This is a genomic window from Streptomyces sp. NPDC048484, from assembly GCF_040651415.1.
GTDB lineage: Bacteria > Actinomycetota > Actinomycetes > Streptomycetales > Streptomycetaceae > Streptomyces.
Genome location: NZ_JBEZJY010000019.1, coordinates 158,857 through 181,368, shown reverse-complemented (window position 1 = coordinate 181,368; position 22,512 = coordinate 158,857). Strand labels below are relative to the sequence as shown.

Below are 22,512 nucleotides of genomic sequence, written 5' to 3'. Positions count from 1 at the left end.
GGGGAGTGTCATGAATCAGGTGTGGATCTCCTCGAAGGAGTCACCTGATGAGTACGACGACTGATCACCTGATCGAGTCCGTGGACAGCGTGTCGCTTGCCGAGGTCGGCGAGAGCGCTGAGGGTGCCGACGTGAAGTTGATGCCGGTGTCGCAGAACGGTCTGTCCAGTGAGCTGCTGGAGGAGCTGGCCGCGCTCGCGGCCGAGAAGGTCCGCGGAGACGGGCTGCGGCTGATGGGCGAGGGCGGTCTGCTGCCCGAGCTGGCCCAGCACCTGATGCAGGCCGCTCTGGAGGCCGAGATGGATGAGCACCTGGCCGCCGAGGCCGGCCGGGTCGGCGGACGGGGCTCGCGGTCGGGCGGCAACACGCGCAACGGTTACCGGAGCAAGAAGGTGATGACGGAGGTTGGCACCGTCACGGTGCAGGTCCCACGTGATCGGCTGGGCACTTTCCAGCCCCGGATGCTGCCCAGGTACGCGCGCCGGACGGGTGCGTTGGACGATCTGGTGATCTCGCTGACCGCGAAGGGCCTGACCTCAGGGGAGATCGTCTCGCACCTCGCGCAGACGTACGGCATGTCGACGACGAAGGAGACCATCTCCACCATCACGGACAAGGCCCTGGAGTCGATGGCGGAATGGCGCACCCGTCCGCTGGACGCGGTCTACCCGGTCGTCTTCATCGACGCCGTGCACGTCAAGGTTCGCGACGGGCACGTGGCGAACAGGCCGATCTACGTGGCCATCGCGGTCACCGTGGACGGCTACCGGGAAATCCTCGGACTGTGGGCCGGCGACGGGGGCGAGGGCGCGAAGTACTGGCAGACCGTCCTGACCGAGATCAAGAACAGGGGCGTCCGCGACGTGCTGATGCTGGTCTGCGACGGGCTGAGCGCGCTGCCCGACGCAGTCAGCACCGTCTGGCCGCGAACTGTCGTGCAGACCTGCGTCGTTCACCTCATCCGCGCGAGCCTGCGCTATGCCTCGCGCCGGGACTGGGCCGAACTCGCCCGTGATCTCAAGCCCGTCTACACGGCCGTCAACGAGGACCAGGCCCGCCAGCGGCTGACCGACTTCGACGACAAGTGGGGCAAACGCTACCCGTCGATCGCCGGGACCTGGGAGCGGGCCTGGAGCGAGTTCGTTCCCTTCCTCGGCCTGCCCGACGCAATCCGTCAGGTCGTCTACACCACCAACGCGATCGAGTCCCTCAACGCCCGCTACCGGCGTGCGGCCCAGGCGTGCGGGCACTTCCCCAACGAGCAGGCCGCCCTCAAGCGGCTCTACCTCGCCACCCTCGCTCTCGACCCCACCGGTCGCGGACGCCAGCGCTGGAACAACCGCTGGAAGTCCGCCCTCAACGAATTCGACGTCCTCTTCGACGGCCGCCTTACCGCCGGACGAGTGTGAGCCGATCAGCCCACCGAAGAACCTGTAGGCCAAACAGACGAACCACACCTAATTCCTGATAGACCCGCGGGGTGTTGGCGGGGGTCGGGTCAGACGCGGAACTCGCGGAGGTTGACGCCGTTGATGAAGTCGGCCCAGTCGTCGCGGGTGAAGTGCAGGGCGGGGCCGTGGGGGTTCTTGCTGTCGCGGGCGTGGACCATGCCCGGGGTGACGGCTATTTCCAGGCATTCTCCCTGCGCCCCGCTGTAGCTGGACTTGGTCCAGGTGACGTGGGTGAGGTCGGGCGTGGTCATGCGGGTGTCTCCTTGTCGCGCGTCAGCTCGTGCTCGATGGTGGCGATCAGGGCAAGCGAGTCGGCAGGGCTGAGTGCGATCTTGCACAGGGTCTTGAAGGTGCCGGTGAAGCGGTCTACGTCGGGTTGCTTGTCGAGGAAGAGGTCACTGGCGGCGCTCTCGATGTATACGACTTCGGGATCGCGTGCGCCGGGGAAGGTCAGCAGCGCGAATGCGCCGGGCATGCCGGGGTGCGCGCCGCTTGTGTTGGGGATGACTTGCAGTGTGATGTGCGGCTGACCGGCCGTGGCTCGTAGCTGTCGCATCTGTTCGGCCATCACCTGCGGCCCGCCGACGTGGCGGCGCAGGGCGGCCTCGTCGATGACGGCGGTGAGGTGCAGCGGGTCATCCTTGATGAGCAGCCCTTGGCGTTCCATGCGGGCCTTGACGTGCTGTTCGGCGTCGCTGGTGGTGGCCTCCGGCCACACGCCGTGGATGACCGCGCGGGTGTATTCCTCGGTTTGCAGCAGGCCGGGCACGAAGGCTGACTGGTAGTTGCAGACCGTCCGCGCTTGGGCCTCGATGCCGATGTAAGCGTTGTACTCGTCCCGCAGATCGGGCGCGAAGGGTTGCGGCGCACCGTCGTCCTTTGCCTCCTCCCACAGGCCCAGGACGTGATGGCGCGTCTCATCGTCAGCCCGGTAGAGGTTGAGCAGGGCGATCACCGTGCTCTCCCTGGGGCGGAGCACGGCCGTCTCGATGCGCCACAGCGTGGTCGGGCTGATGCGAGTCTGTGCCTTCACCTCCTCCTTCTCCAGGGCGCCGCGCAGCCGTTCCATCTCGGCTGCGAAGCGGCGGAGGCGCCAGTTCGGCTGCCTTGCGGTCACGCTCACATCCCTTCTCCCTGCATGAGCGGTCAGGGCCGAGTCTGGTCCATGGGAAGGCGCCTCGCCAAGCTGGAACCTCAAATGGAAGTCGTTCACATGAACGGCTTGCATAAGCGAGCGCGGGAGGGTCATGCTGAGTCCCGGAACGGCAACCCACCGTGACGGGCCCGTAGCCGTGAGTTGACCGCGCCCTGCCGGGGCCGGGGGCTTGCGGGGCGGTGTCCGTGGGTTTCTGCAGTTCCGCCGTGTGCTTGCCGTAGCAGGCGGGCGGCGCACCTTCGGGGCGTGGCCCTGATCGACCGGGAGGACCGACCCTTGACCCTCGTGACGTATGTCCTTGATCGTCTGCTGCCCGGCACCGGCCGCCGCAGACTCCCGGCCTGTTCGAGGTGCCGGGAGGTGAGCGTGCCATGGACGGTATGACGTACTGGTTCCGGCATGCGGCCGAGCCCAGGGCGGTGCCGCGCGGGCGGCAGTTCGCGGCGAACGCGCTCAGGGACTGGGGACTTGAGCACATGAGTGAGGCCGTGACACTGATCGCCTCCGAGCTGTTGACCAACGCCGTGGCGGCCACCGGGACCACGAAGGCCGAGCTGAGCTATCGCGAACGCGAGACGCTGCCGCTGGTCGCGGCGCGGCTACGTGTGTCCAGCCGGACGCTGATGGTCGAGGTCTGGGACACCAGCCGGACGCTGCCCCGGATGCGAACGCCCGAGACGGACGCCGAGGACGGCCGGGGCCTGCCGCTGGTGACGCTGCTGTGCGAGCGCTGGGACACGGAGCGCCACCCCTCGGGAGGCAAGGTCGTCTACGCGGTGCTGCCCCTCGCGCTACCGCCGGTGAGGGTCGCGGAAGCGCAGGTGGAGCCGCCGCCGGTGGCCGCGTCGCGGGAGGAGCCCGAGCGGTTGCCTACTCGGGTGCGCAAGGCGGGCGGGGAGCCGAAGGTCCGTCCCGATGCCGCGCTACTGACCCGGCTTGAGCGCCTGTTGGAACGCAAGCTCGGCCGCCTTGTCGCGATCGGCGCGTGACGGCGGTACCGGCATGGGGCGGCGAGGACCTTCACCACGTCACGCGGTGCGCACCGCCTCGGCCACGTCACGGTAGATGCCGCCGGCCGTGGTCAGGTGTGTGCGGGCCTCGTCAGGGACGGTCGCGATGTGGGCGAGGCATTCGGCTCGGTGGTAGACCTTCGCCCTCTCCGGATGCCGCTCGATCTCGATCAGGGCGGCCCAGTGGTTGAGGTAGGAGTGAACTGGCCTGATGGAGCCGTGCTCCACGGCCTCCGCGAGTGCCTGGTCCTCGGCTTGGTCGTAGGCGACCAAGAGCTGGGGGGCGACGACGGCACAGGCCGCGCGGAGGGCCGCGGGGGTTCGCTCCGGGCGCGGGATGAGCGGCCCGTCACCTGCTGTTGCGGCGTGCCGCGCGCTCATGCTGCCGTTCCCTTCGCCGTGTCGGTACCAGTTGCTCTGCCCTTGGCCTCTCACTCCTGGACCTCTCGCGTCCGGCCCTCTTGCATCTGGCGGATGCGCGACGAGGTGTATCCGGATGCTTCAGCCCCTTCGCTCTCCCCCTCCCCACCTGCGTCCGTACCGCCCCCATGCTCGCCGCGATGACCAGGGCGATCGCAAGGCCCTCGGTGACCGACAGCGTCTGGCTCAGCACCAGGAAGCCGGCGATCGAGGCGACAGCCGGTTCCAGGCTCATCAGGACCGCGAAGGCGGCGGCAGGCATACGGCGCAGGGCGAGGAGTTCCAGCGTGTACGGGAGGACGGAGGAGAGGATCGCCACGGCGGAGCCCAGGGCGATCGTGGTCGGGTTCAGGAGCTTGTCGCCGGACTCGATGAGCCCCAGGGGCAGGAACAGCACGGCCGCGACCGCCATCGCCAGCGCCAGGCCGTCGGCCTGCGGGAAGCGACGGCCCGTACGTGCGCTGAAGACGATGTACGCGGCCCACATGGAGCCGGCCGACAGGGCGAAGGCGACGCCGACCGGATCGAGACTGCTGAAACCTCCGCCGCCCAGCAGGAAAACACCACAGAGGGCGAGGCCGGCCCAGACGAGGTTGACGGCTCGGCGGGAGGCCAGGACCGAGAGGATCAGGGGGCCGAGCACTTCCAGCGTGACCGCGGGGCCGAGCGGGATGCGGGCGACCGACTGGTAGAAGAGGCCGTTCATCGCGGCCATCGTCATGCCGAAGACCACGACGGTGCCCCAGTCGGCGCGCGAGTGCCCGCGCAGCCTGGGCCGGCAGATCACCATCAGCACGATCGCGGCGACCGCCAGCCGGAGCGTCACCACACCGAGCGCTCCGGCACGCGGCATGAGGCTCACGGCGAGCGCGCCGCCGAACTGGACGGAGATGCCTCCGGCGAGCACGAGGGCCACGGGGCCGAGGGCGCGCAGCCCACCGGGGGTGGGCGCGGTGGCGGGCTCGGACGCGTTGCCCGGCACGGAGGCCGCTCCGGGGACGGCGACGGCGGCCGCGGGGTCGGCGACCGTCGGGGACCGGTCGTCAGCGCTGGGGAAGTTCACGGGGCCGTCCAGGAAGTTTCGGGTCAGGCACGCTTTCGTGCATCAGGATGGACTTACCAGTGCAGAGTAATAGACTACGTCAGGGTTGTGAACCCATTTTGGAGCTTACGGGCGGCCCAGGCAGGCCCAGGGGACGTATCAGGAGTCGGACAGGCCCTCTGCCAGGACCTCTGCCAAGTGGTGACCCTTCATCCTCGCGGTCTGCTGCAGCTGAGTACGGCACGAGAAGCCGTCCGCCAGGATCACCGCGTCCTCCCCCGCAGCCCGGACCGCCGGGAGCAACTGCTCCTCGGCGCATGCCGTCGACACCTCGAAGTGGCCCTTCTCGAAGCCGAAGTTTCCCGCCAGGCCGCAGCAGCCGCCCGACAGGGAGCCAGTCAGGCCCGCCGCCTCGCGCAGGCGGCGGTCCGCCGCGTCTCCCAGCACGGCGTGCTGGTGGCAGTGGGTCTGGCCCACGACCGGGCGGTCGAGGCGAGGAGGCGTCCAGTGCGGGGCGTGACGCTCCAACACCTCCGCGAACGTCAGCACCGCCGCCGCCAGACGCGCCGCGCGCGGATCGTCGGGCAGCAGCTCCGGCAGGTCCGTACGGAGGGCGGCCGCACAGCTCGGTTCGAGGACGACGACGGGCGGGAGTTCCGGAGCGAGGGCGGGGGCGAGGGCTGGGTCGCGGGCCGGGTCGGGAGCGGGGGCGAGGGCCGGGTCGGGGGCGATGAGCGGGTCCAACAGGTCCAGGGTGCGGCGCAGCACCGTACGGGCGCGGTCGAGCTGCCCCGTCGACACATAGGTCAGTCCGCAGCAGACCCGGCCGCGGGGCGCGTCCTTCACCTGCTGGGCCCGCTCCTGGGAGGCTGGCCCCCGCTCGGGCGGCCCGGGCACCGCCGGGAGCGGCATCACGTTCAGCCCCGCCGCCTCCAGGACCCGTACGGCCGCCTTGCCGACGGACGGCGAGAGGTACTCCGTGAAGGTGTCCGGCCACAGGACGACCGCCTTGGGCAGGCTCGCGGCGCCCGGGTCCTCAACGGACTCGGCCCCCGCCCGGGCCCGCGCGCCCGCCCGCGCCCCGGCCCCACGGCGCCACCACCGGCTGAAGGTCTCCCCTGCCACCCGCGGGATCTCCCGCTCGGGCGCGATCCCGCCCAGCCGCTTGGCGAGGGCCGCCAACGGCCGTACGGAGGCCAGGGCATTGACCAGCCACGCCGTACGGGTGCGGTCCACCAGCCGCAGCCACACCGGCAGCCACCCCATCGCGTAGTGCGCCGCCGGCCGCCTGCGGCCCTCGTAGTGGTGGTGCAGGAATTCCGCCTTGTACGTGGCCATGTCGACGCCGACCGGGCAGTCCGTGCGGCAGCCCTTGCAGGACAGGCAGAGGTCCAGCGCGTCGCGGACCTCCGTCGAGCGCCAGCCGTCCGTGATCACCTCGCCGGCCAGCATCTCGTGCAGCAGTCGCGCGCGCCCCCGCGTGGAGTGCTCCTCCTCACCGGTGACCCGGAAGGACGGGCACATCACCGAGGAACCAGCGGTACCGGAGGAACCAGCGGAGCCGGAGGAGCCGGTGGCCACCGGTGCGGGGGTACGGCACTTGGCCACTCCTACGCACCGGCGCACCGCCGCCGAGAAGTCCCCGCCGTCCGCCGGGTAGCCGAACACGACGTCCACCGGCTCGCGCGGGAGGACCGCGAACCGCAGGTTCTCGTCCAGCCGGTGCGGCCTGACCAGCATACCGGGGTTGAGCAGACCGTCCGGGTCCCAGAGGTCCTTCACCCGCTCGAAGAGCCCGACCACCCGGGGGCCGTACATCTTCGGCAGCAGCTCCGCCCGTGCCTGTCCGTCCCCGTGCTCCCCCGACAGCGAGCCGCCGTGCGAGACGACCAGCTCCGCCAGCTCCTCCGAGAAGCGCCGGAAGCGGCCCACGCCCGCCGGCGTCAACAGGTCGAAGTCGATGCGTACGTGGATGCAGCCGTCCCCGAAGTGGCCGTACGGCGCGCCGCGCAGCCCGTGGGACGTCAACAGGCCCCTGAAGTCCCGGAGGTACGCGCCGAGCCGGGCCGGTGGCACCGCGCAGTCCTCCCAGCCGGGCCAGGCCTCGGTGCCGTCCGGCATCCGGGTCGCCGTGCCGCTGGCGTCCTCGCGGATGCGCCACAGGGCGCGCTGGCCGGCGGGGTCGGTGACGACCAGGGAGCCCAGCACGTCCGCCACGCGGACGATTCCCTCCGCACGCGCGCGTGCCTCCGCCTCCGTGTCGCCGCCCGTCTCCACGAACAGCCAGGCGCCTCCCCGCGGCAGTCCCGCGTCCGGCGGTACGAGGTCCGCCGCCATCCCTTCCACCGTCAGCGGCCCGTGCGGCAGCAGTCCGGCGGCCGCTTCCGCCGCCGCGCTCTCGTCGGCGTACGCGAGGACGGCGAGCGCACGCGCGCGGGGAGCCTCGACCAGCGTGACGACCGCCTCCGTGAGGATGCCGAGCGTGCCCTCGGAGCCGCAGAAGAAGCGCGCCACGTCCGCGCCGTGCTCGGGCAGCAGCGCGTCCACTGCGTAGCCGGAGATACGGCGCGGCAGGTCGGGAAAGCCGGTGCGCAGGAGGCTCAACTCGCTCTCCACCAGGGTCCGCAGGCCGTCGGGGGCGCCCGACCAGCCGGGGCCCGGCCGGACCCGGTCTCCGCGCGCGGTGATCACCGACAGTTCGCGCACGCTGTCCGCCGTCGTGCCCCAGGCCACCGAGTGCGATCCGCAGGAGTTGTTGCCGATCATCCCGCCGAGCGTGCACCGGCCGTGCGTCGAGGGGTCGGGCCCGAAGCGCAGCCCGTACGGAGCGGCCGCCTCCTGGAGGCGGTCCAGGACGACTCCCGGCTGGACCACTGCGGTGCGCGTCCCTGCGTCGAGCGACACGATCCGGTTCATGTGCCGGGTGAAGTCGAGGACGACTCCTGTGCCGGTTGCCTGTCCCGCGATCGACGTACCGCCGCCGCGCGCCACGACCGGCACACCGAGCCCGGAGCACACGGACAGTGCCGCCGCCACGTCGTCGGCGTCTCTCGGGGCGACCACGCCCAGCGGTACGCGCCGGTAGTTGGACGCGTCCATGGTGTTCAGCGCCCGTGCGGTCGCGTCGAAGGCGACCTCTCCGCGCACGGCCTTGTCCAGCGCCGCCCGCAGCTCCCCGAGATCCGTTTCCGTCATGCCTCCAAGCATGCATCTCCGCACGGCGGCGACCGGAAGAGTCCCCTCCGGCGAGTACGGGACGGGTCCGGAACTGGTATGGGACTGGTCCGGGACTGGCATGGGACGAGTGACGGGACTGGTATGGGACGACCGGTGACTCCGCGCGCCCCGTTTCGTGCGCCCTATTACGCGCCGGGGCGGCTACTTTCCGGTTTGTGGACGAATTGCGAGAGTGCGCCGGAACCTATCTGTTCCGATCACGAAGTCCCATATAGTGACCGCCAGTTGAGCACCATGTGTCGCATCCCGCCCAGGACACGACCGAGGACACGATTCATGACCGCGCCCACTCCGCAAGCGCGAACCACAAAAGATCGGCCGAGCCTCGCACAACCAGGCGGCGCACGCCCCCGTCTGCGTGCCGTCGCGGTCGCTCCGGTCCTCACGGCCGCGTCGGCCGCGTTCGCCGTCGGAGCCGCGGTCGGCCTGGCTCCCGCCCAGGCGCGCGTGCCGCTCGGCTGGGGTCTGGGCGCGGCGGCCCTTCTGCTGTGCGTGGCCGTGGCCATGGCCGCCCACGCCTCGCAAACGTCCCGATTACTCCGCCGCCGCCTCGAAACGGTCTCCCGGGACGCCGGCCGATTACTTCAGGAGAAGGCCGCGCTCACAGAGGAATCCGCCCGGGAACACGCCCGGCTCACCGACGAGTTCACCCGGGACCGCGCGCGACTCGCCGAGCAGAACGCCCACCAGAAGGTCCGACTGGCCGCCGAACTCGACCGGGAGCGCAGCCGGCTCAGCGCCGAGAACGCGCGCGTGAGCGGCGAGTTACGGAAGGCGCGAACCGACCGCGCCACCGCGATCGCGGCAGCGGCCAACACGGCCGGCCGCCTCCAGGCCCTCTCCACGAGCATGCTGGCCGACCTGCGCGCCATGGAGGAGCGGCACTCCGACGAGGACGTACTCGCCGACCTCCTCCACCTCGACCACCGCACCGCGCAGGCGGGCCGTCTCGCCGACTCCGTCGCCGTCCTCGCGGGCGCGCGCTCGGGCCGCCGCTGGGCACGGCCCATCGTCATGGAGTCGATTCTGCGCGGCGCGATGGGCCGTATCGGCGCCTACCAGCGAGTACGTGTCCACTCGGCGAGTGAGGCGGCGGTCGCCGGGCACGCCGCCGAGGGCGTGATGCACGCGCTCGCCGAACTCCTCGACAACGCCGCGAACTTCTCACCTCCGACGGCCGAAGTGCACGTCTACGTGGAGGAGGTGCCGGCCGGGGTCATCGTCTCCGTGGAGGACAGCGGCCTGGTGATGGGCGAGGCGCAGCTGTGGCGCGCCGAACGGGCCGTCTCCGGCGCGGAGACGGAGCTCGGCGGCCTCGCCGGCACCCGGCTCGGCCTCACGGTCGTCGGGCGGTTGGCCCGCAAGTACGGCCTGACGATCTCCTTCCGCCCCTCGGCACGCGGCGGCACGGGCGTCCTGCTCCTCATCCCGCAGGACATCCTCGCGAACCCGGCGCAGACCTCCGCCCCGGCCCAGAACCCTGGCCGGGCCCAGGGCTGGGGCCGAGGCAGGGACCAGGGCAGGGACCAGGGCAGGGACCACGGTCAGGCCCAGACCCAGCCCCGGCCCGGGTTCCGCCCCTCGGCCCAGAACCCGTATCCGACCCCGGGCCCCACCCTGAACTCGACCCCGGGCACGAGGCCGACCTCGACCCCGGACATGGCCGCGGCTCCCGCCCCGGACGCGGCGGTACGGGAGTCCGCGTCGCCCTTCCCCGGCCCGCGCCCCGGACCCTGGTCCGACCCGCAGAAGGACCCCTGGTCCGACCCCGACCCGGAGGAATTCCCCTGGTCCGGCCCGTCGGACGGCCGCTGGTCCGGCTCGCACGGGTCGTACGCCGCCTCCCATGCCATGTCCGACCTGGACCCGGAGCCGGTTCCCGCCCACGGCTTCCGCCCCCGGCCGTGGCCCGCCACTGATCTCGCCGACATGCTCCCCACCACCACCGACCGCACCGGCGCCGACACCGGTGTCGATACCGGCGCCGATATCGACACCGGCAGGGACGTCGGTAGTGATGTTGGTAGTGACGTCGGTAGTGACTTCGGCACCGACATGCTCCCCAGGCGCCACCGCGGTCGCAACCTCGCCGAGGCAGAGGCCGCGGCGGAAGCCCAGGCAGCCCGGACCCGGGCACCCGCCACCTCCCAGGAGGCCTCCCGCCCCACCCCCGACGACATGATGAACCGCGCCTCCCGTTTCAACAGCTTCCGCCAGGCCGTGCGCCGCCCTCCGGCGGACGAGCCCGTGCAGGCCCGTACGAGCCGTGCCACTCCCCACCCGGAAGGCGACCCCACGTCATGACCGTCTCCATCGGCACCACCGGTGTCACCTCGACCGCCGACGACAAGCTCGCCTGGCTCGTCCAGGGTCTGCTGGCGCGCACTCCGGGTGCCCGGCACGCGCTCGTACTCTCCCGGGACGGCCTGAAACTGTGCCGTACGCCGGAGCTCTCCGCCGACCAGGCCGACCAGCTCGCCGCCATCGCCGCCGGGATCCAGTCGCTGTCCCACGGCGCCTCCCTGCAGTTCGGGGACGGCACCGGGGGTGTGCGGTCGGCGATGACCGAGTTCTACGGCGGGATCCTGTTCATCGTCGAGGCCGGCCAGGGCGCGCACCTGGCCGTGGTCACGGCCGAGGAGGCGGACGCGGGGCTCGTCGGACACAACATGGGCGAACTCGTTGAGCAACTCGGCGAACACCTGAGCGCGCCGCCACGTACGCCATGAGGAGGCCGGGCAGGGACGACAGGCCCGACCGGCTCTACACCCTCACCCAGGGGCGCACCCGGTCCGCACCCGGAACGCCGTTCGACCTGTTGACGCTGGTCGTCGCCGAGTGCGATCCGGTGCCGGGCATGCAGTCGGAGCACGCGGCGATCCTGCGTCTCACCGAGCGGCCCACCGCCCTCGCGGAGGTCGCCGCCGAGCTGCGGCTGCCGGTCACCATCACGAGGATCTTGCTCTCCGACCTGCTCGCCGAGGGCCGCGTCAGCGCCCGCCACCCCCGCAGGGCCGAGCTCGGCGGCCGTCCCGATTCCCACCTCCTGGAGCAGGTACTAGTTGGTCTCCGAAATCTCTGACGCGTCAGGTGATAAATCCCCTGACACTTCCGCCGGCACGTCCGCCCCGGAGGCGGCCCGGTGAACCCCGAACCCGTACACCTCGGCGGGCCCCGGTTCCGGTCCGAACCCGTCGCGCTGTACCGGGAGTTGCGGCGCGAGTACGGCGCGGTGGCTCCGGTGCTGCTCGACGCGGACATCCCGGCGTGGCTCGTACTCGGCTACCGCGAGCTGCACCAGGTCACCGGTGATTCCGTGCTGTTCAGCCGCGACTCGGGCCTCTGGAGCCAGTGGGACCGGGTCCCCGACGACTGGCCGATGCTGCCGATGATCGGCCGCGGGAACTCCTCCGTCCTGCACACCGTCGGCGAACGCCATCGCGCGCGCGTGGCGGTGATCGGCGGCGCCCTGGAGGCCGTCGACCCCTTCGAGCTGCGTACGCACGCGGAACGCTTCGCCGACGAGCTGATCGACGCGGTGTGCGCCGAGGGGGAGACGGATCTCGTCGCGCGCTACGCGGCCCTGCTCCCCGTACGTGTCCTCGCCACTCTCTACGGATTCGCCGACGAGCAGGGGCCGGGGCTCGTCGCCGCCCTGAACGACATGGTCGACGGGCAGGAGGACGCCCTCGCGGGGCAGCTGCACGTGGCCGCCTCCATGGCACGGCTGGTGGCGGACCGGGCTGCGCGGCCCGCGGACGACGTGGTCAGCCGCATGCTCGCCTCGGGGCGTACGGCGGGACGTTCGGCGGGGCGCACGGCGGGGGGTCCGGCCCTCACGCACGAGGAGATCGCCCAGGACCTCATCGTCATGCTGGCCGCGGGCCACCAGCCGACCGCCGGCTGGATCGGCAACTCGCTGCGGCTGATGCTGACGGACGACCGTTTCGCGGCCTCTCTCTTCGGCGGCCGGCGCAGTGTCGCCGAGGCCATGAACGAGGTCCTGTGGGAGGACACCCCCACCCAGAACGTGGCCGGCCGCTGGGCGTCCCGCGACACCCGGCTCGGCGGTCGCGCCGTCCGCGCCGGGGATCTGCTCCTCCTAGGCATCCAGGCCGCGAACCACGACCCGCAGGTCCGCACCCACGGCACGGCCCTCCCCGGCGGCAACGGCGCGCACTTCTCCTTCGGCCATGGCGAGCACCGGTGCCCGTTCCCGGCGCAGGAGATCGCCGAGGTCGTCGCGCGCACGGCCGTCGAGGTGGTCCTGGACCGCCTCCCCGACCTCGACCTGGCGGTACCCGCCGCCACCCTGACGCGCCGCCCGTCCCCCTGGCTGGGCAGCCTGACCAGCCTGCCGGTCCGTTTCACCCCGACCGCGCCGCGGGGTTAGCCCCTTCAGGGACGCGGGGAACTGCGCGACCAGCCCCCACCGGGGCCGCAGACGAAGTAACGGCCGGGGCCCGGGGCGGCAGCCCCCAACGATGACAGGTCCGTCTCATCCGACGGACGACGTTTCACCCAGGTTTCCGGAAACGGCTACGCTCCCGTTGTGGCTGATATCCAGATCCCCGCTGACCTCAAGCCCGCCGACGGCCGTTTCGGCGCGGGCCCCTCCAAGGTGCGTACGGAGTCGCTCACCGCGCTCGCCGAAACGGGCACGTCCCTGATGGGCACGTCCCACCGCCAGGCCCCGGTCAAGAACCTCGTGGGGAAGGTGCGCGAGGGTGTGAGCGACCTCTTCCAGCTCCCCGAGGGGTACGAGGTCGTCCTCGGCAACGGCGGCTCCACCGCGTTCTGGGACGTGGCGACCCACGGACTGATCGAGAACAGGTCGCAGCACCTCACGTTCGGTGAGTTCTCGTCCAAGTTCGCGAAGGCGGCCAAGCTGGCGCCCTGGCTGGCCGACCCGGACGTCATCACCTCCGAGCCGGGCACGCACCCGGAGCCGGTCGCCCAGTCGGGTGTGGACGTCTACGCCCTCACCCACAACGAGACCTCGACCGGTGTCGCCGCCCCGATCAAGCGGGTCGCGAACGCCGACGACGGCTCCCTGGTCCTGGTGGACGCCACCTCCGGCGCGGGCGGCCTGCCGGTCGACATCGCCGAGACGGACGTCTACTACTTCGCCCCGCAGAAGTCGTTCGCCGCGGACGGCGGCCTGTGGATCGGCATCTTCTCCCCGGCCGCGATCGAGCGCGCCGAGCGCGTCCACGCGAGCGGGCGGCACGTCCCGGAGTTCTTCTCGCTCCCCACGGCGATCGACAACTCCCGCAAGAACCAGACGTACAACACCCCGGCCCTCGCCACCCTGTTCCTCCTGAACGACCAGCTGGAGTGGATCAACGGCCAGGGCGGCCTCGACTGGTCGGTCCGCCGCACGGCGACCTCCTCGGGCACGCTCTACGGCTGGGCCGAGGACGTCAAGTACGCGAACCCGTTCGTCACCGACCCGGCCAAGCGGTCCCAGGTCATCGGCACGATCGACTTCACGGACGACGTCGACGCGGCCGCCGTCGCCAAGGTCCTGCGCGCCAACGGCATCGTGGACACCGAGCCCTACCGCAAGCTCGGCCGCAACCAGCTCCGCGTCGCGATGTTCCCGGCGATCGACCCGGCGGACGTCGAGGCACTCACGAAGTGCGTCGACTACGTGATCGAGAAGCTCTGACCTTTTCGGTACGACGACGAGGGTGCCCGGCGAACACCGGGCACCCTCTCTTCGTTCTTCGGGCGGAGTTACGGGGTCACCCGGCGGCGGAGGGCACTTCCGCGCGGACGATCAGTGTGCCGATGTGACCGGGCTTCGGAGCGTCAAGCACGCACGCTTCAGCGGAGGCGAAGCCGGCCCGGGTCAACAGGCGTTCCCAGACGGCGGGGCGGTAGCTGTAGCGGTAAGTGAACATGGCCTTTCCCGCGAAGCCGCCCTTGTACATCCCCTGCGGACCGTACGCGCCAGGGATGGCAGGCGGCTGCGAGAACACGAACACGCCGCCCGGGTTGAGTCGCGCCCGCACGAGCGGGAAGAGCTGGCCCGGGTCGGCGAACCAGGCGGCACCGAAGACCGAGTAGACGGCGTCGTACGTGTCGCCGGAGGCGGCCAGCCACTCCAGAACCTCTCCGCAGGCGAAGACAGCGCCGGTACCGGCCCACCGCTCGGTGCTCTTCTTCACCATGACCGGGGAGAGATCGATGCCGTACGAGGTGATGCCGCGCTGGGCGAGGTGAGCGAGGGCGCGGCCGGTGCCGCAGCCGATCTCCAGCACGCTGCGCGGGGCACCGAGCAGTTCGGAGCCGGGGCCGTGCCCCGCGTACTGCGTCCAGCAGAACACCGGCTCGGCGTCGTCCTTGAAGGCGGACTCGGCGTAGGCGTCCCACAGTTCGGCCTCGGCAGGGATGTCGTGCGGTACGGGCACGGTGTGTTCCTCTTCGAATCCGCGCTGGATACAAGCCGCAGGGCCGTGCGGTGGCGTGGCCTAGCCGAGCTGCCGGAGGAACGCCTGCCAGCCCTCGCGGGAGACGGTGAGCAGGGGACCGCCCGATTCCGACCGCTTGCTGTCACGGACAGCTCGGCCGCCGCCAGCCGTGTCGGCGACCTCGACGCAGGCGTTCTCCTGCCCCGAGTACGAGGACTTCCAGAAGGGGCTTATGACCTCGGTCACGATGTGTCTTCCTTCAAGCTCCGCAGTATGCCCCGGATGAGCTTCGCGCTCGCGTCCGGCGCCAACGCTGACGATCGTAGTAGGTCGTATGCATTGGCGTAAGCGGCCAGGTCCTCAGCTCCTTCAAGAACCGATGTACCTCGCAGATTGTCCATGGCGACCGCTTCGACCGTCGGTTCCTCGTCGAAACTGAACGAGTAGAAGGCGGAGGAGTAACCGGCCAGGACACCCGCGCTGAACGGCAGCACCTGCACAGTGACATTCTTCCGCTTCCCGACCTCAAGGACAGCGGACAACTGCTCACGGTGAATCTCGACGTTCACCAGCGGGTGCGTGAGAACCGCTTCCCAGATGATGGCCGTGTACGACGCCCCACCCTCATCGATCTTCGTCTGCCGCCCCACACGCACCTTCACCAACTGGGCGACCCGTTCCGGGTCGATGTAGTGAGGACCGTCGGCGATAACCGCTTCCGCATAGGCCGGAGTTTGCAGCAGCCCCGGAATCATGACCGGTTGCCACTCACGGATGTAGGTCGCGTCGTCCTCCAACGCGATGTGATCGACATAGTCCGGGCCCAGGTGCGCAGCATGCTCAAGCCACCAGCCCCGGTTCTTCGAGTGCTTGGCCAGCTCCTCCAGTTTGGCCCGCACTTCTGGGTCCGTGACGCCGTACGCGTCCAGCAGAAGCCGCACTTCAATGACGCGCGGTGTCGAATGCCCGGTCTCAACGCGGCTGATCTTGGCCTGACTTGACGCGATGATCTCTGCGGCCTGCGGCTGGTCCAGCTTGGCGGCCTGACGATACTGCCGAAGTGCCGTGCCCAAGCGCCTGCTGCGCACGGTCGGCCGCCCACCTGCGGGCATGTGTGTCTCCCCTCTGCTTCGCGAAACGATGCCACACAGGCAGCAGACCCATGAGTACATCACCCGATCGAGTGAGATGTTTGCATGTATACGAGGATCGGAGTTGCACGGATCCCGAATTGAACCCTAGTTTCGTGAAGGCGCCGCCAGAGCGCACACCTTGACGTCACGTCAGGAGGTACGGCACCCCCATGCCCGTAACCGAAACCGAGACCTTCCGCATCCCCAAACACAGAAGCCACGTCCCCATCTCCCGTCAGCGCGTCTGCAAGACACTCGCAGACTGGGGTATCACTGGCGAACTCGCCGACTCAGTAACCCTGTTGGCGAACGAACTCGTCACCAACGCCGTGACGCACTGCCGGGTGCCCTACGCCCGCATCCAGATCACCCTCACGCTCGACGGCCCGGAGTTGGTCCTGGAGGTCTCCGACCCGGACAAGGACAGACTCCCCCGACCCCACGACTCGGCCCCGGACGAGGAGAGCGGGCGCGGCCTCGCGCTCGTAGCGGCGTTGGCCGACTCCTGGGGGCATCGGCATGGGTCGTACGCGAAGTATGTATGGGCCCGGTTCACACTCGCGGAGAAGGAGAAGCTGGAGGCGGCCGATGTTCCGGCTGGTTCATGACACGGTCGCCCGCCTGCTCGGCCGACCGCGCCCCAACCGTCGCGAAGCGAACGACTGGGACCTCGCGCGCGAGGTGAGGGCACCGGACCCCTACGTGTGGCGACTCCTCAACCCCCACGACGCCCGCTGGCGCCGCTGGTCCAAACGCTCCCGCGCAACCGGCCGCTACCCGCCGTTTCCAACCGGGGAAGCCTGCTGGCAGCGCCCGTGCCCGCAGGCGCCGTCACCTCGGAACGCCTACGCCGATCCGGTACGCCTGTACCTACTGTGCTCAGACGCCGAGGCCTCGGCGGACCCGGGCGCGAGGCGGCGGAGCCTCCCGAGGCATGGCTGACACCGCTCAGGAGCGCCAACATGAGGCAGGGCACAGCCCATCCGTCGGCTGGCGAAGGACGAGACCGGAGCACGCCTTCGCCACAGTTGCCCGGCAACTTCGAGGCGTGGCTGCTGGACTGCGCACCGGCCCCCGACTGCGACGTCTGCGGCGCGAACTGGCGGCAGATCATCGCGTGTGAGCAACGCGGTGACATCACGCGGGCCGCACGTCACGCCACCGAGATCCGGGACCACCCCTCCGGGGTGCACTCGGGGCCGTAGGACGACTACCCGCTCCGCCTCCCCTCTCGCCGTCCCGCAGCGACATGGAACCTGAGCTCATGGAACAGGCGCCCTTCTCTCATCCCGTCGTACAGCTCACACTCGGCACCCCACCACCACCCGGCGCACCCCCGAACCCGAAGGTCGCCGAACCGCCCACCGGCACACTCCCGTTGTGGGCGGCGTTGGTGGCCGTCACGGTCGTCCCGCTCTGTGTGTACGACGCGTTCCACATGCTGGTGACCTTCTGGGCGCCGGGCCAGGTCCAGGTCGTCTTCCAGGACGTGAGCGCGGTTGTGCCGGTGTTGGTCACCTTCACCTCGGCGTTGAAGCCGCCGCCCCAGTCGCTGCTGACGGTGTACGCGGCCGTGCAGGCGGCCGTGCCTCCTCCCGGGTCACCTGGATCGCCGGGGTCGCTGCCGCCCGGTTCCGACGGGAAGCCCGGCGCCTTGACGCTCGCGAGGTACCCGTCCTTCACCGTGTCCACGGTCGCCCAGTCGTCCTTCAGGATCCCGCCCGTGTCACCGGAGTTGGGGTTCCACGACCAGAAGGTCCAGGAGACGCTGTCGGCGCCGTACGTGCTCGTGGGGCGCAGGTAGCTGACCAGCGCCGCGAGCCACTTCTGGTCGACGGTCGACTGGAGGGTCGTACCGAACTCTCCCACCCACACCGGCGCGATGTTCTGCTTGAAGATGTAGCCCCAGTACTTGTCCCAGACGCCCGGCATGTTGGCGGGGAAGGTCGGATCGCTGAACCAGCTCTGCTGGGCCACGCTGGTGGCGTAGTCGTGGGCCGAGTAGACGACCCGGTTCGGCACGGTCAGCTGTACCGGGTACTGCGCGACCCCCATCAGGTTGCCGCCCCACCAGCCCGAGACTCCGTCGACCGTCTGCACGCCCTCCACGAAGACCAGCAGCTCGGAGTTGGCGGCCAGGACCGCGTTCCCGGCGCGCTGGGCGGCAAGCCGCCAGTCCCTCGTCGTGTCGCCGCAGCCCCAGCAGGCCGGATCGTGCGGCTCGTTGTGCAGGTCGATGCCGATCATCGTGGAGTTGCCCTTGTAACGGGTCGCCAGCGCCTTGAGGTTGGTGATCCACGTCGTCTCGGGGACCGCGGACGTGTACCAGAGCGCGGACTGGCCACCCGCGTCCGGCCGGTGCCGGTCCAGGATGACCTTGAGGCCGTCCTGACCCGCGTACGCCACGATCCTGTCCATGATCTGGAGGGGTGTGAGTCCTTGGAGGTCGGCGTTCTTGCCGCCGGAGAAGTCGATGCTGTTGGCGACGGCACCGCTCTTGAGGATGTCGTCGCTGTAGGGCAGCCGGATGGTGTTGTACCCGAGCGACTTCATCTGGTCGATCATGCTCTTGTAGTCGCGTGCCCAGAGCCCGTGGACGGCGTTGTTGGACGTCTCGAACCCGAACCAGTTGATGCCGGCGATCCGTACCGGCTGTCCTGCTGCGTCCAGGATCTGCCGTCCGCTGGTGTGCCAGTAACCGGCTCCGGCGGCGGCCTTCGCGACGGCTGCCGTGTCCGCGACGGCTGCCGTGTCCGCGTGCGCGGCCTGGGCGCCGGTCTGGACACCGGCCAGCGGTAACAGGAGCGCCGCGGCGGCAGCACCCAACGCTCTTCGCAAGCTGCGGAACATGTCGCTGCTTCCTCTCGGGAGGCGCGGGCCCGGAAGGGGTGGGAGCGCTCCCACCACACCGCGCACCCCCATGGAAGTCAGTAAGCGTGGACACGTCAATAACCCGTACGACATTCGGGGACGGCTCCGACTTCGACCACTTCGAATTCGGGCTTCAGCGGATCCTCGACGGTCTCGACGTATTCGTCGGCCGCCGCCGGGAGTCGAGCCGCGACGACAGGTGAGCGGAACCGCACTTCACGTGCCGGCCGGCGAACGCGCGTTCGCCTGTGGCCCGCACTCGCGTGCGGGCCACAGGCGGTCAGGCGGTCAGGCCGTCGGGCGGTCCGTTTCCGTCAGGACAGGATCGTCCGTCAGAACTCGCCGCCAGGACTCATTACTGACGGAGTCCGCGCGAGGCCAGCAGGCCGCACCCGCCCGTCGGGCTCTCGCACCCGGCGTTGCCCGCGGCCAGTACGGCGCGGGTGCCGGGAACGCCTTCGACGTCGAAGGCCGTGCTGCCCTCACTCGTCGAGGTGAACTCCGCGGGAAGTTCCTCGGTGGTCCAAGTGGTGCCGTCCCAACGGGAGAACACCGTGTGGCTGTCGCCCTGGGGCCGCCAGCCCGCGACCCACACGCCCCCCGCGCCGTCCGAACCCGAGGCGTTCACCTCGTCGACCCCGGGGTCGGGTAGCTGCTGCCACTTGCGGCCGTCCCAGCGCGTGGAGATCAGCCCGCTCGGCACCCCTGGGTCGTTGCTCTTGCCGAACACATGAACCGTTCCGCGCCCGGTCGACACGACGTGGTTGGCCATCCAGCCGGGGCCGTACTCGTAGGGGGCGGGGACGGTGGTCACCGTCCAGCGTCGGCCGTCGAAGTGGTAGAGCAGGGGCGTGGCGACGCCGTCCGCCTCGGTCAGGGCGCTGACCCATACGTCGTCGGGGCTGGTGCCGGTGACGCTTGAGGGCTCCACCGGCCTGCCGTCCGGTGCCTGGGGTAGTGCCGTACGGCTCCACTTGCGGCCGTCCCAGTGCTCCAGCTGCCCGGCGTACGCCTTGGCCGGGTCGGCTGGGTCCGCTGTCGGGTTCCAGTCCAGGGTGGTCAGCCACACGGAGTTCGCGCCCGTCGACTTCATTTCCACGACGAAACGGATCGACCCCGCCGCGGGCCCCGGACGCGACACCGCCTTCCAGCGGCTGCCGTTCCAGTGCTGGAGCACGACCGGGTCGGCGGCTTCGGGGAGCGCGGAGCCGTCGCGGAGCCGGTCCGCCAGGTTGTCCGGCAGCCGGTTCAGAAGCGTGTCCGGCAGTCGATCGGCCTTGCGGCCCTGCGGCGTCCGGGCGTCGGACGAGGAGGCGGCGCCGATTTCGATGTCGGTGTACGTGCCGGCCGCCCAGACGTCGTCCGGGCCCGAGGCTGCCACTGCCTCCAGCTGCGCGGGTCTGCCGCCGGTCCCCGCGGGCGGAACATCGCTCCACCGTTTGCCGTCCCAGTGCTTGGCCACCGGCGCCACAGCCCAGGACTCGTCCGTCTTCCCGCCGACCGCCCACGCGTCGGACCGGCCGGTCGCGGTGACGTCGTAGAAGTCGGTCGACTCCGCGCCGGACAGCGGTACTTCGAGCTTCCAGGGCGCCTTCGGCGCCTTCGCGAGGGCGGCCCGCTGTTCACCCGGTGCCGGTGCCTGCGCCAGCTTCTGCCCAGGTGCCTGCGTCTGCGCCTGCGCGGCATACGGTGTGAGCGCGATGGCGCAGGCCGCGAGTGCGGTGGCCACGCGGGTGGCAGGTAGAGCCATCCGTCGTACGGGGCGTTGTACGGGTCGTCCTACGGGCGTTGTCATCTTCTTCTCCTGTGCTCGTGCTGGAGGGTGTCTCGCCAACTCACCCGCGCTCAGCGCTGAGCGTTCTTCGGCACCGTGATCTGGCTCTCGCCCCAGCTCATCCGGGTCGTCGCCGTGTAGTTCACCGTCGTGCCGGCGTCGAGACCTGCCTTCTGGGCCTTGGTCGACGGTTCGACCAGCAGGAGCTGCTCGCAGAGCATCTCGCCGGTGGACTCGTCGACGACCAGCCGCTGCTCCACGCCGCCCAGCGGTGTCCGTGCCGTGCCGGGGAAGGTGAAACCGACGCCCTCGCGCCCCAGCGGATCGGTGACGCGCCCCAGCCCCCGGACGCCGGGCAGTTCCGCCATCACCCGGTACGCGGCCGCCCGGACGGCGGGCTTCACCGGCATCGTGATGAGGTCGGCCGCCTGGCGCAGCACATAGGCCGTGCGGCCCGCACTGGTGTCGGCACCGCTGTCCTTCGCGAACTGCTTCTCCAGCTGTCGACGCAACTCGCCGCTGTCGGAGGGCAGTTCAAGCAGATCCTGGTAGGTGACGTTCTGCGGGCCGAGAGCGTAGATCTTGTCGTCGTCGTCCGTCCGCATGACCGTCGGCTGCTGGGTTCCCATCGTGTACCCGAGCGTGCCGCCTTCCTCGTTGCCCTGGACCTCGGCCTGCATCGTGTCGGGTGAGCCGGCGGCCCGCCAGCGTGCCTCGTCCTCCTTGGTGCGGGGCTCGGTCACACCGTCCAGACCGGAGACCATCAGGCTCTTGGCTCCCGGGCGCACGCCCACCGACCACTCGTCGGTCGACTTGCTGCGCACGGCGACGGGCTGTCCCTTGCCTCCCGCCGCGCTGACGACGTTCACGTCCTCCGAGCGCGTGGTGGTCTGCCAGTACGTTCCCTCGCCGGTCGACGTCTCGGCCTTCTTCGCCACACTGAGCAGTTGGAGACGACCGTCGACGCGGACGTCACCCTGGCCGTCCGACGCCGACGAACCCGGCCCCGCACCAGCGGAGGAGGACTGCGGGGACGCGCCCTGGCGTACGCCCGAACCATCCCGGTCGAGCGTGGTCACGACCACCGCGGACGCCGCGACGGCTGCGAGGGCCGCTACGGTCCCGAGCGGCCGGATCCCGCCCCGGAACAGGTCCGGCACCCGGATTCGGTCCGACACCCGGAAGCGTGCCTCGCGACGGTTCGTCGCTTCGGCCAGGATGCGTGCCAGATCCTCGCGCTGCCGAGGGGAGCCCGCGAGCCTGGACGGGTCCAGTTCGTCGGGCCGGGCGTCCGCGAGCACCTTCATGACATCAGGCCGCCCGGGCCGTTCCTGGGTCTTCTTCACGTGAGTGCTCCTTTGCGATCAGTGCGGGGCGGGGCCTGTCCGAATGCTGCGGAGTCCGTCTTCTGCCTGGACAGCGGTACGGGTGCCGGTGCCGGTGCCGATACGGAGACCGGTGCGGCCACCGGTACGGGCGCCGCATTGGCCAGGTACGCCGGCTCCATGGCTTTCTCCAGACGGCGGCGGGCCCGGTGCAGCCGGACCGTCAGCGTCGCGGTGGTGCAGCCCAGGACGCGTGCGGCCTGTTTGGTGCTCAGCCCCTGCCAGGCGATGAGCGTCAGCAGTTCCCGGTCGGCGTCGGACAGGCCCGCCAGGGCCTGCAGCGCGGCTTCCCGGTCGGTCACGTCCGCCGCGACGTCGCCGACGTCGGTCCGGGCACCACTGCTGATGCGCTGCGCCTCAGCGGCGGCGAGGGCGTACTGCCGGCTGTCCCGGCGACGCAGCTCGCGCATCAGGTTGCGAGCCACTCCCAGCAGCCAGGGCAGCGCGGGTTGCGGAATGTCCCGCACCCGCCGCCAGGCCACGGTGAATGTCTCGCTGGTGAGGTCCTCTCCTAGCTGCCGCCCCACCAGACTCGTGCTGTAGGCGAGGACGCGCGGATAGCACTCCTCGTAGACGTCCCGAAAGTGTTGGGCATGTGTCATGCGCCGTCCCTTGTA

The 22,512-nt window shown here is 70.5% G+C and carries 22 protein-coding genes; 10 read left to right on the top strand and 12 right to left on the bottom strand.

The window, feature by feature from the left end; all coding sequences use genetic code 11:
- Window positions 1–47: 47 nt before the first annotated feature.
- Window positions 48–1,409, top strand: coding sequence for an IS256 family transposase (locus AB0D14_RS20940; protein WP_362781131.1), 1,362 nt, complete (start codon window positions 48–50; stop codon window positions 1,407–1,409).
- Window positions 1,410–1,498: 89 nt separating this feature from the next.
- Here AB0D14_RS20940 and AB0D14_RS20935 read toward each other — a convergent pair whose 3' ends face one another.
- Both AB0D14_RS20935 and AB0D14_RS20930 read right to left on the bottom strand, forming a co-directional pair.
- Window positions 1,499–1,702: a DUF397 domain-containing protein gene (locus tag AB0D14_RS20935; protein ID WP_362781129.1), complete on the bottom strand. Its 204-nt coding sequence runs from the start codon at window positions 1,700–1,702 to the stop codon at window positions 1,499–1,501.
- Entirely contained in the window at window positions 1,699–2,520 is an 822-nt protein-coding gene (locus tag AB0D14_RS20930; RefSeq protein WP_362781127.1) for a DUF5753 domain-containing protein, read from the bottom strand. Before AB0D14_RS20930 ends, AB0D14_RS20935 begins: the two co-directional genes overlap by 4 nt.
- Window positions 2,521–2,978: 458 nt before the next feature.
- Between AB0D14_RS20930 and AB0D14_RS20925 the strand changes: the two genes are divergently transcribed.
- On the top strand, window positions 2,979–3,596 hold the full coding sequence (locus AB0D14_RS20925; RefSeq protein WP_362781125.1) for an ATP-binding protein: 618 nt from the start codon (window positions 2,979–2,981) through the stop codon (window positions 3,594–3,596).
- A gap of 39 nt (window positions 3,597–3,635) precedes the next feature.
- Here AB0D14_RS20925 and AB0D14_RS20920 read toward each other — a convergent pair whose 3' ends face one another.
- The 3 genes from AB0D14_RS20920 to AB0D14_RS20910 form a co-directional block, all read right to left on the bottom strand.
- Window positions 3,636–3,998, bottom strand: coding sequence for a DUF6247 family protein (locus tag AB0D14_RS20920; protein ID WP_362781123.1), 363 nt, complete (start codon window positions 3,996–3,998; stop codon window positions 3,636–3,638).
- Window positions 3,967–5,019: an EamA family transporter gene (locus tag AB0D14_RS20915; protein ID WP_362781147.1), complete on the bottom strand. Its 1,053-nt coding sequence runs from the start codon at window positions 5,017–5,019 to the stop codon at window positions 3,967–3,969. Before AB0D14_RS20915 ends, AB0D14_RS20920 begins: the two co-directional genes overlap by 32 nt.
- A 219-nt stretch (window positions 5,020–5,238) precedes the next feature.
- Window positions 5,239–8,274 carry an FAD-binding and (Fe-S)-binding domain-containing protein gene (locus tag AB0D14_RS20910; RefSeq protein ID WP_362781120.1) on the bottom strand — a complete coding sequence of 1,012 codons (3,036 nt, stop codon included), beginning with the start codon at window positions 8,272–8,274 and terminating at the stop codon, window positions 5,239–5,241.
- Between the two features lie 318 nt (window positions 8,275–8,592).
- Between AB0D14_RS20910 and AB0D14_RS20905 the strand changes: the two genes are divergently transcribed.
- The 5 genes from AB0D14_RS20905 (at window position 8,593) to serC (ending at window position 13,987) form a co-directional block, all read left to right on the top strand.
- Window positions 8,593–10,620 (top strand): ATP-binding protein, encoded by a 2,028-nt coding sequence (locus AB0D14_RS20905; RefSeq protein WP_362781117.1) that lies wholly within the window; start codon window positions 8,593–8,595, stop codon window positions 10,618–10,620.
- Entirely contained in the window at window positions 10,617–11,045 is a 429-nt protein-coding gene (locus AB0D14_RS20900) for a roadblock/LC7 domain-containing protein (RefSeq protein ID WP_362781114.1), read from the top strand. The genes AB0D14_RS20905 and AB0D14_RS20900 overlap by 4 nt, the downstream gene beginning before the upstream one ends.
- The gene (locus tag AB0D14_RS20895) at window positions 11,042–11,398 is read left to right on the top strand and encodes a DUF742 domain-containing protein (RefSeq protein WP_362781111.1); all 357 of its coding nucleotides are present in this window, start codon (window positions 11,042–11,044) and stop codon (window positions 11,396–11,398) included. The genes AB0D14_RS20900 and AB0D14_RS20895 overlap by 4 nt, the downstream gene beginning before the upstream one ends.
- Before the next feature lie 60 nt (window positions 11,399–11,458).
- A complete protein-coding gene (locus tag AB0D14_RS20890) occupies window positions 11,459–12,709 on the top strand; it encodes a cytochrome P450 (protein WP_362781108.1) in 1,251 nt (416 codons plus the stop codon).
- A gap of 159 nt (window positions 12,710–12,868) precedes the next feature.
- Window positions 12,869–13,987 carry a phosphoserine transaminase gene (serC, locus tag AB0D14_RS20885; RefSeq protein ID WP_362781106.1) on the top strand — a complete coding sequence of 373 codons (1,119 nt, stop codon included), beginning with the start codon at window positions 12,869–12,871 and terminating at the stop codon, window positions 13,985–13,987.
- Window positions 13,988–14,063: 76 nt separating this feature from the next.
- Here serC and AB0D14_RS20880 read toward each other — a convergent pair whose 3' ends face one another.
- From AB0D14_RS20880 to AB0D14_RS20870, 3 genes are read right to left on the bottom strand one after another with little or no spacing between them, the layout of a single operon-like run.
- Window positions 14,064–14,732, bottom strand: coding sequence for a class I SAM-dependent methyltransferase (locus AB0D14_RS20880; RefSeq protein ID WP_362781103.1), 669 nt, complete (start codon window positions 14,730–14,732; stop codon window positions 14,064–14,066).
- Window positions 14,733–14,792: 60 nt separating this feature from the next.
- The gene (locus AB0D14_RS20875; RefSeq protein WP_362781101.1) at window positions 14,793–14,978 is read right to left on the bottom strand and encodes a DUF397 domain-containing protein; all 186 of its coding nucleotides are present in this window, start codon (window positions 14,976–14,978) and stop codon (window positions 14,793–14,795) included.
- The gene (locus AB0D14_RS20870) at window positions 14,975–15,844 is read right to left on the bottom strand and encodes a helix-turn-helix transcriptional regulator (protein ID WP_362781100.1); all 870 of its coding nucleotides are present in this window, start codon (window positions 15,842–15,844) and stop codon (window positions 14,975–14,977) included. Before AB0D14_RS20870 ends, AB0D14_RS20875 begins: the two co-directional genes overlap by 4 nt.
- Window positions 15,845–16,035: 191 nt before the next feature.
- On the opposite strand from AB0D14_RS20870, the gene AB0D14_RS20865 reads away from it, so the two are divergent.
- Window positions 16,036–16,473, top strand: coding sequence for an ATP-binding protein (locus AB0D14_RS20865; protein ID WP_362781097.1), 438 nt, complete (start codon window positions 16,036–16,038; stop codon window positions 16,471–16,473).
- Between the two features lie 354 nt (window positions 16,474–16,827).
- Window positions 16,828–17,070, top strand: coding sequence for a hypothetical protein (locus AB0D14_RS20860; RefSeq protein WP_362781096.1), 243 nt, complete (start codon window positions 16,828–16,830; stop codon window positions 17,068–17,070).
- A 79-nt stretch (window positions 17,071–17,149) separates the two neighbouring features.
- On the opposite strand, the gene AB0D14_RS20855 is transcribed toward AB0D14_RS20860, so the two are convergent.
- On the bottom strand, window positions 17,150–18,715 hold the full coding sequence (locus AB0D14_RS20855) for a cellulase family glycosylhydrolase (protein ID WP_362781093.1): 1,566 nt from the start codon (window positions 18,713–18,715) through the stop codon (window positions 17,150–17,152).
- Window positions 18,716–18,801: 86 nt separating this feature from the next.
- Here AB0D14_RS20855 and AB0D14_RS20850 point away from each other — a divergent pair, with 86 nt between their 5' ends.
- Window positions 18,802–18,939, top strand: a complete 138-nt coding sequence (locus AB0D14_RS20850) for a hypothetical protein (RefSeq protein ID WP_362781150.1) — start codon at window positions 18,802–18,804, stop codon at window positions 18,937–18,939.
- Window positions 18,940–19,091: 152 nt separating this feature from the next.
- Here AB0D14_RS20850 and AB0D14_RS20845 read toward each other — a convergent pair whose 3' ends face one another.
- The 3 genes from AB0D14_RS20845 to AB0D14_RS20835 are packed head-to-tail and all read right to left on the bottom strand — an operon-like array spanning window position 19,092 to window position 22,497.
- The gene (locus AB0D14_RS20845) at window positions 19,092–20,531 is read right to left on the bottom strand and encodes a hypothetical protein (RefSeq protein WP_362781091.1); all 1,440 of its coding nucleotides are present in this window, start codon (window positions 20,529–20,531) and stop codon (window positions 19,092–19,094) included.
- A gap of 50 nt (window positions 20,532–20,581) precedes the next feature.
- Window positions 20,582–21,856 carry a CU044_5270 family protein gene (locus tag AB0D14_RS20840; protein WP_362781088.1) on the bottom strand — a complete coding sequence of 425 codons (1,275 nt, stop codon included), beginning with the start codon at window positions 21,854–21,856 and terminating at the stop codon, window positions 20,582–20,584.
- On the bottom strand, window positions 21,853–22,497 hold the full coding sequence (locus AB0D14_RS20835; protein WP_362781085.1) for a sigma-70 family RNA polymerase sigma factor: 645 nt from the start codon (window positions 22,495–22,497) through the stop codon (window positions 21,853–21,855). The genes AB0D14_RS20840 and AB0D14_RS20835 overlap by 4 nt, the downstream gene beginning before the upstream one ends.
- Between the last annotated feature and the right edge of the window lie 15 nt (window positions 22,498–22,512).

Bases quoted from the DNA above. Each gene is read 5' to 3' on its own strand.
- AB0D14_RS20835 (WP_362781085.1), bottom strand. From the start codon at position 22,497: ATGACACATGCCCAACACTTTCGGGACGTCTACGAGGAGTGCTATCCG.
- AB0D14_RS20920 (WP_362781123.1), bottom strand. From the start codon at position 3,998: ATGAGCGCGCGGCACGCCGCAACAGCAGGTGACGGGCCGCTCATCCCG.
- AB0D14_RS20845 (WP_362781091.1), bottom strand. From the start codon at position 20,531: ATGACAACGCCCGTAGGACGACCCGTACAACGCCCCGTACGACGGATG.
- AB0D14_RS20860 (WP_362781096.1), top strand. From the start codon at position 16,828: ATGAGGCAGGGCACAGCCCATCCGTCGGCTGGCGAAGGACGAGACCGG.
- AB0D14_RS20895 (WP_362781111.1), top strand. From the start codon at position 11,042: ATGAGGAGGCCGGGCAGGGACGACAGGCCCGACCGGCTCTACACCCTC.
- AB0D14_RS20865 (WP_362781097.1), top strand. From the start codon at position 16,036: ATGCCCGTAACCGAAACCGAGACCTTCCGCATCCCCAAACACAGAAGC.
- AB0D14_RS20930 (WP_362781127.1), bottom strand. From the start codon at position 2,520: ATGGAACGGCTGCGCGGCGCCCTGGAGAAGGAGGAGGTGAAGGCACAG.
- AB0D14_RS20910 (WP_362781120.1), bottom strand. From the start codon at position 8,274: ATGACGGAAACGGATCTCGGGGAGCTGCGGGCGGCGCTGGACAAGGCC.
- AB0D14_RS20900 (WP_362781114.1), top strand. From the start codon at position 10,617: ATGACCGTCTCCATCGGCACCACCGGTGTCACCTCGACCGCCGACGAC.
- AB0D14_RS20935 (WP_362781129.1), bottom strand. From the start codon at position 1,702: ATGACCACGCCCGACCTCACCCACGTCACCTGGACCAAGTCCAGCTAC.
- AB0D14_RS20925 (WP_362781125.1), top strand. From the start codon at position 2,979: ATGGACGGTATGACGTACTGGTTCCGGCATGCGGCCGAGCCCAGGGCG.
- AB0D14_RS20870 (WP_362781100.1), bottom strand. From the start codon at position 15,844: ATGCCCGCAGGTGGGCGGCCGACCGTGCGCAGCAGGCGCTTGGGCACG.
- AB0D14_RS20855 (WP_362781093.1), bottom strand. From the start codon at position 18,715: ATGTTCCGCAGCTTGCGAAGAGCGTTGGGTGCTGCCGCCGCGGCGCTC.
- AB0D14_RS20940 (WP_362781131.1), top strand. From the start codon at position 48: ATGAGTACGACGACTGATCACCTGATCGAGTCCGTGGACAGCGTGTCG.
- AB0D14_RS20905 (WP_362781117.1), top strand. From the start codon at position 8,593: ATGACCGCGCCCACTCCGCAAGCGCGAACCACAAAAGATCGGCCGAGC.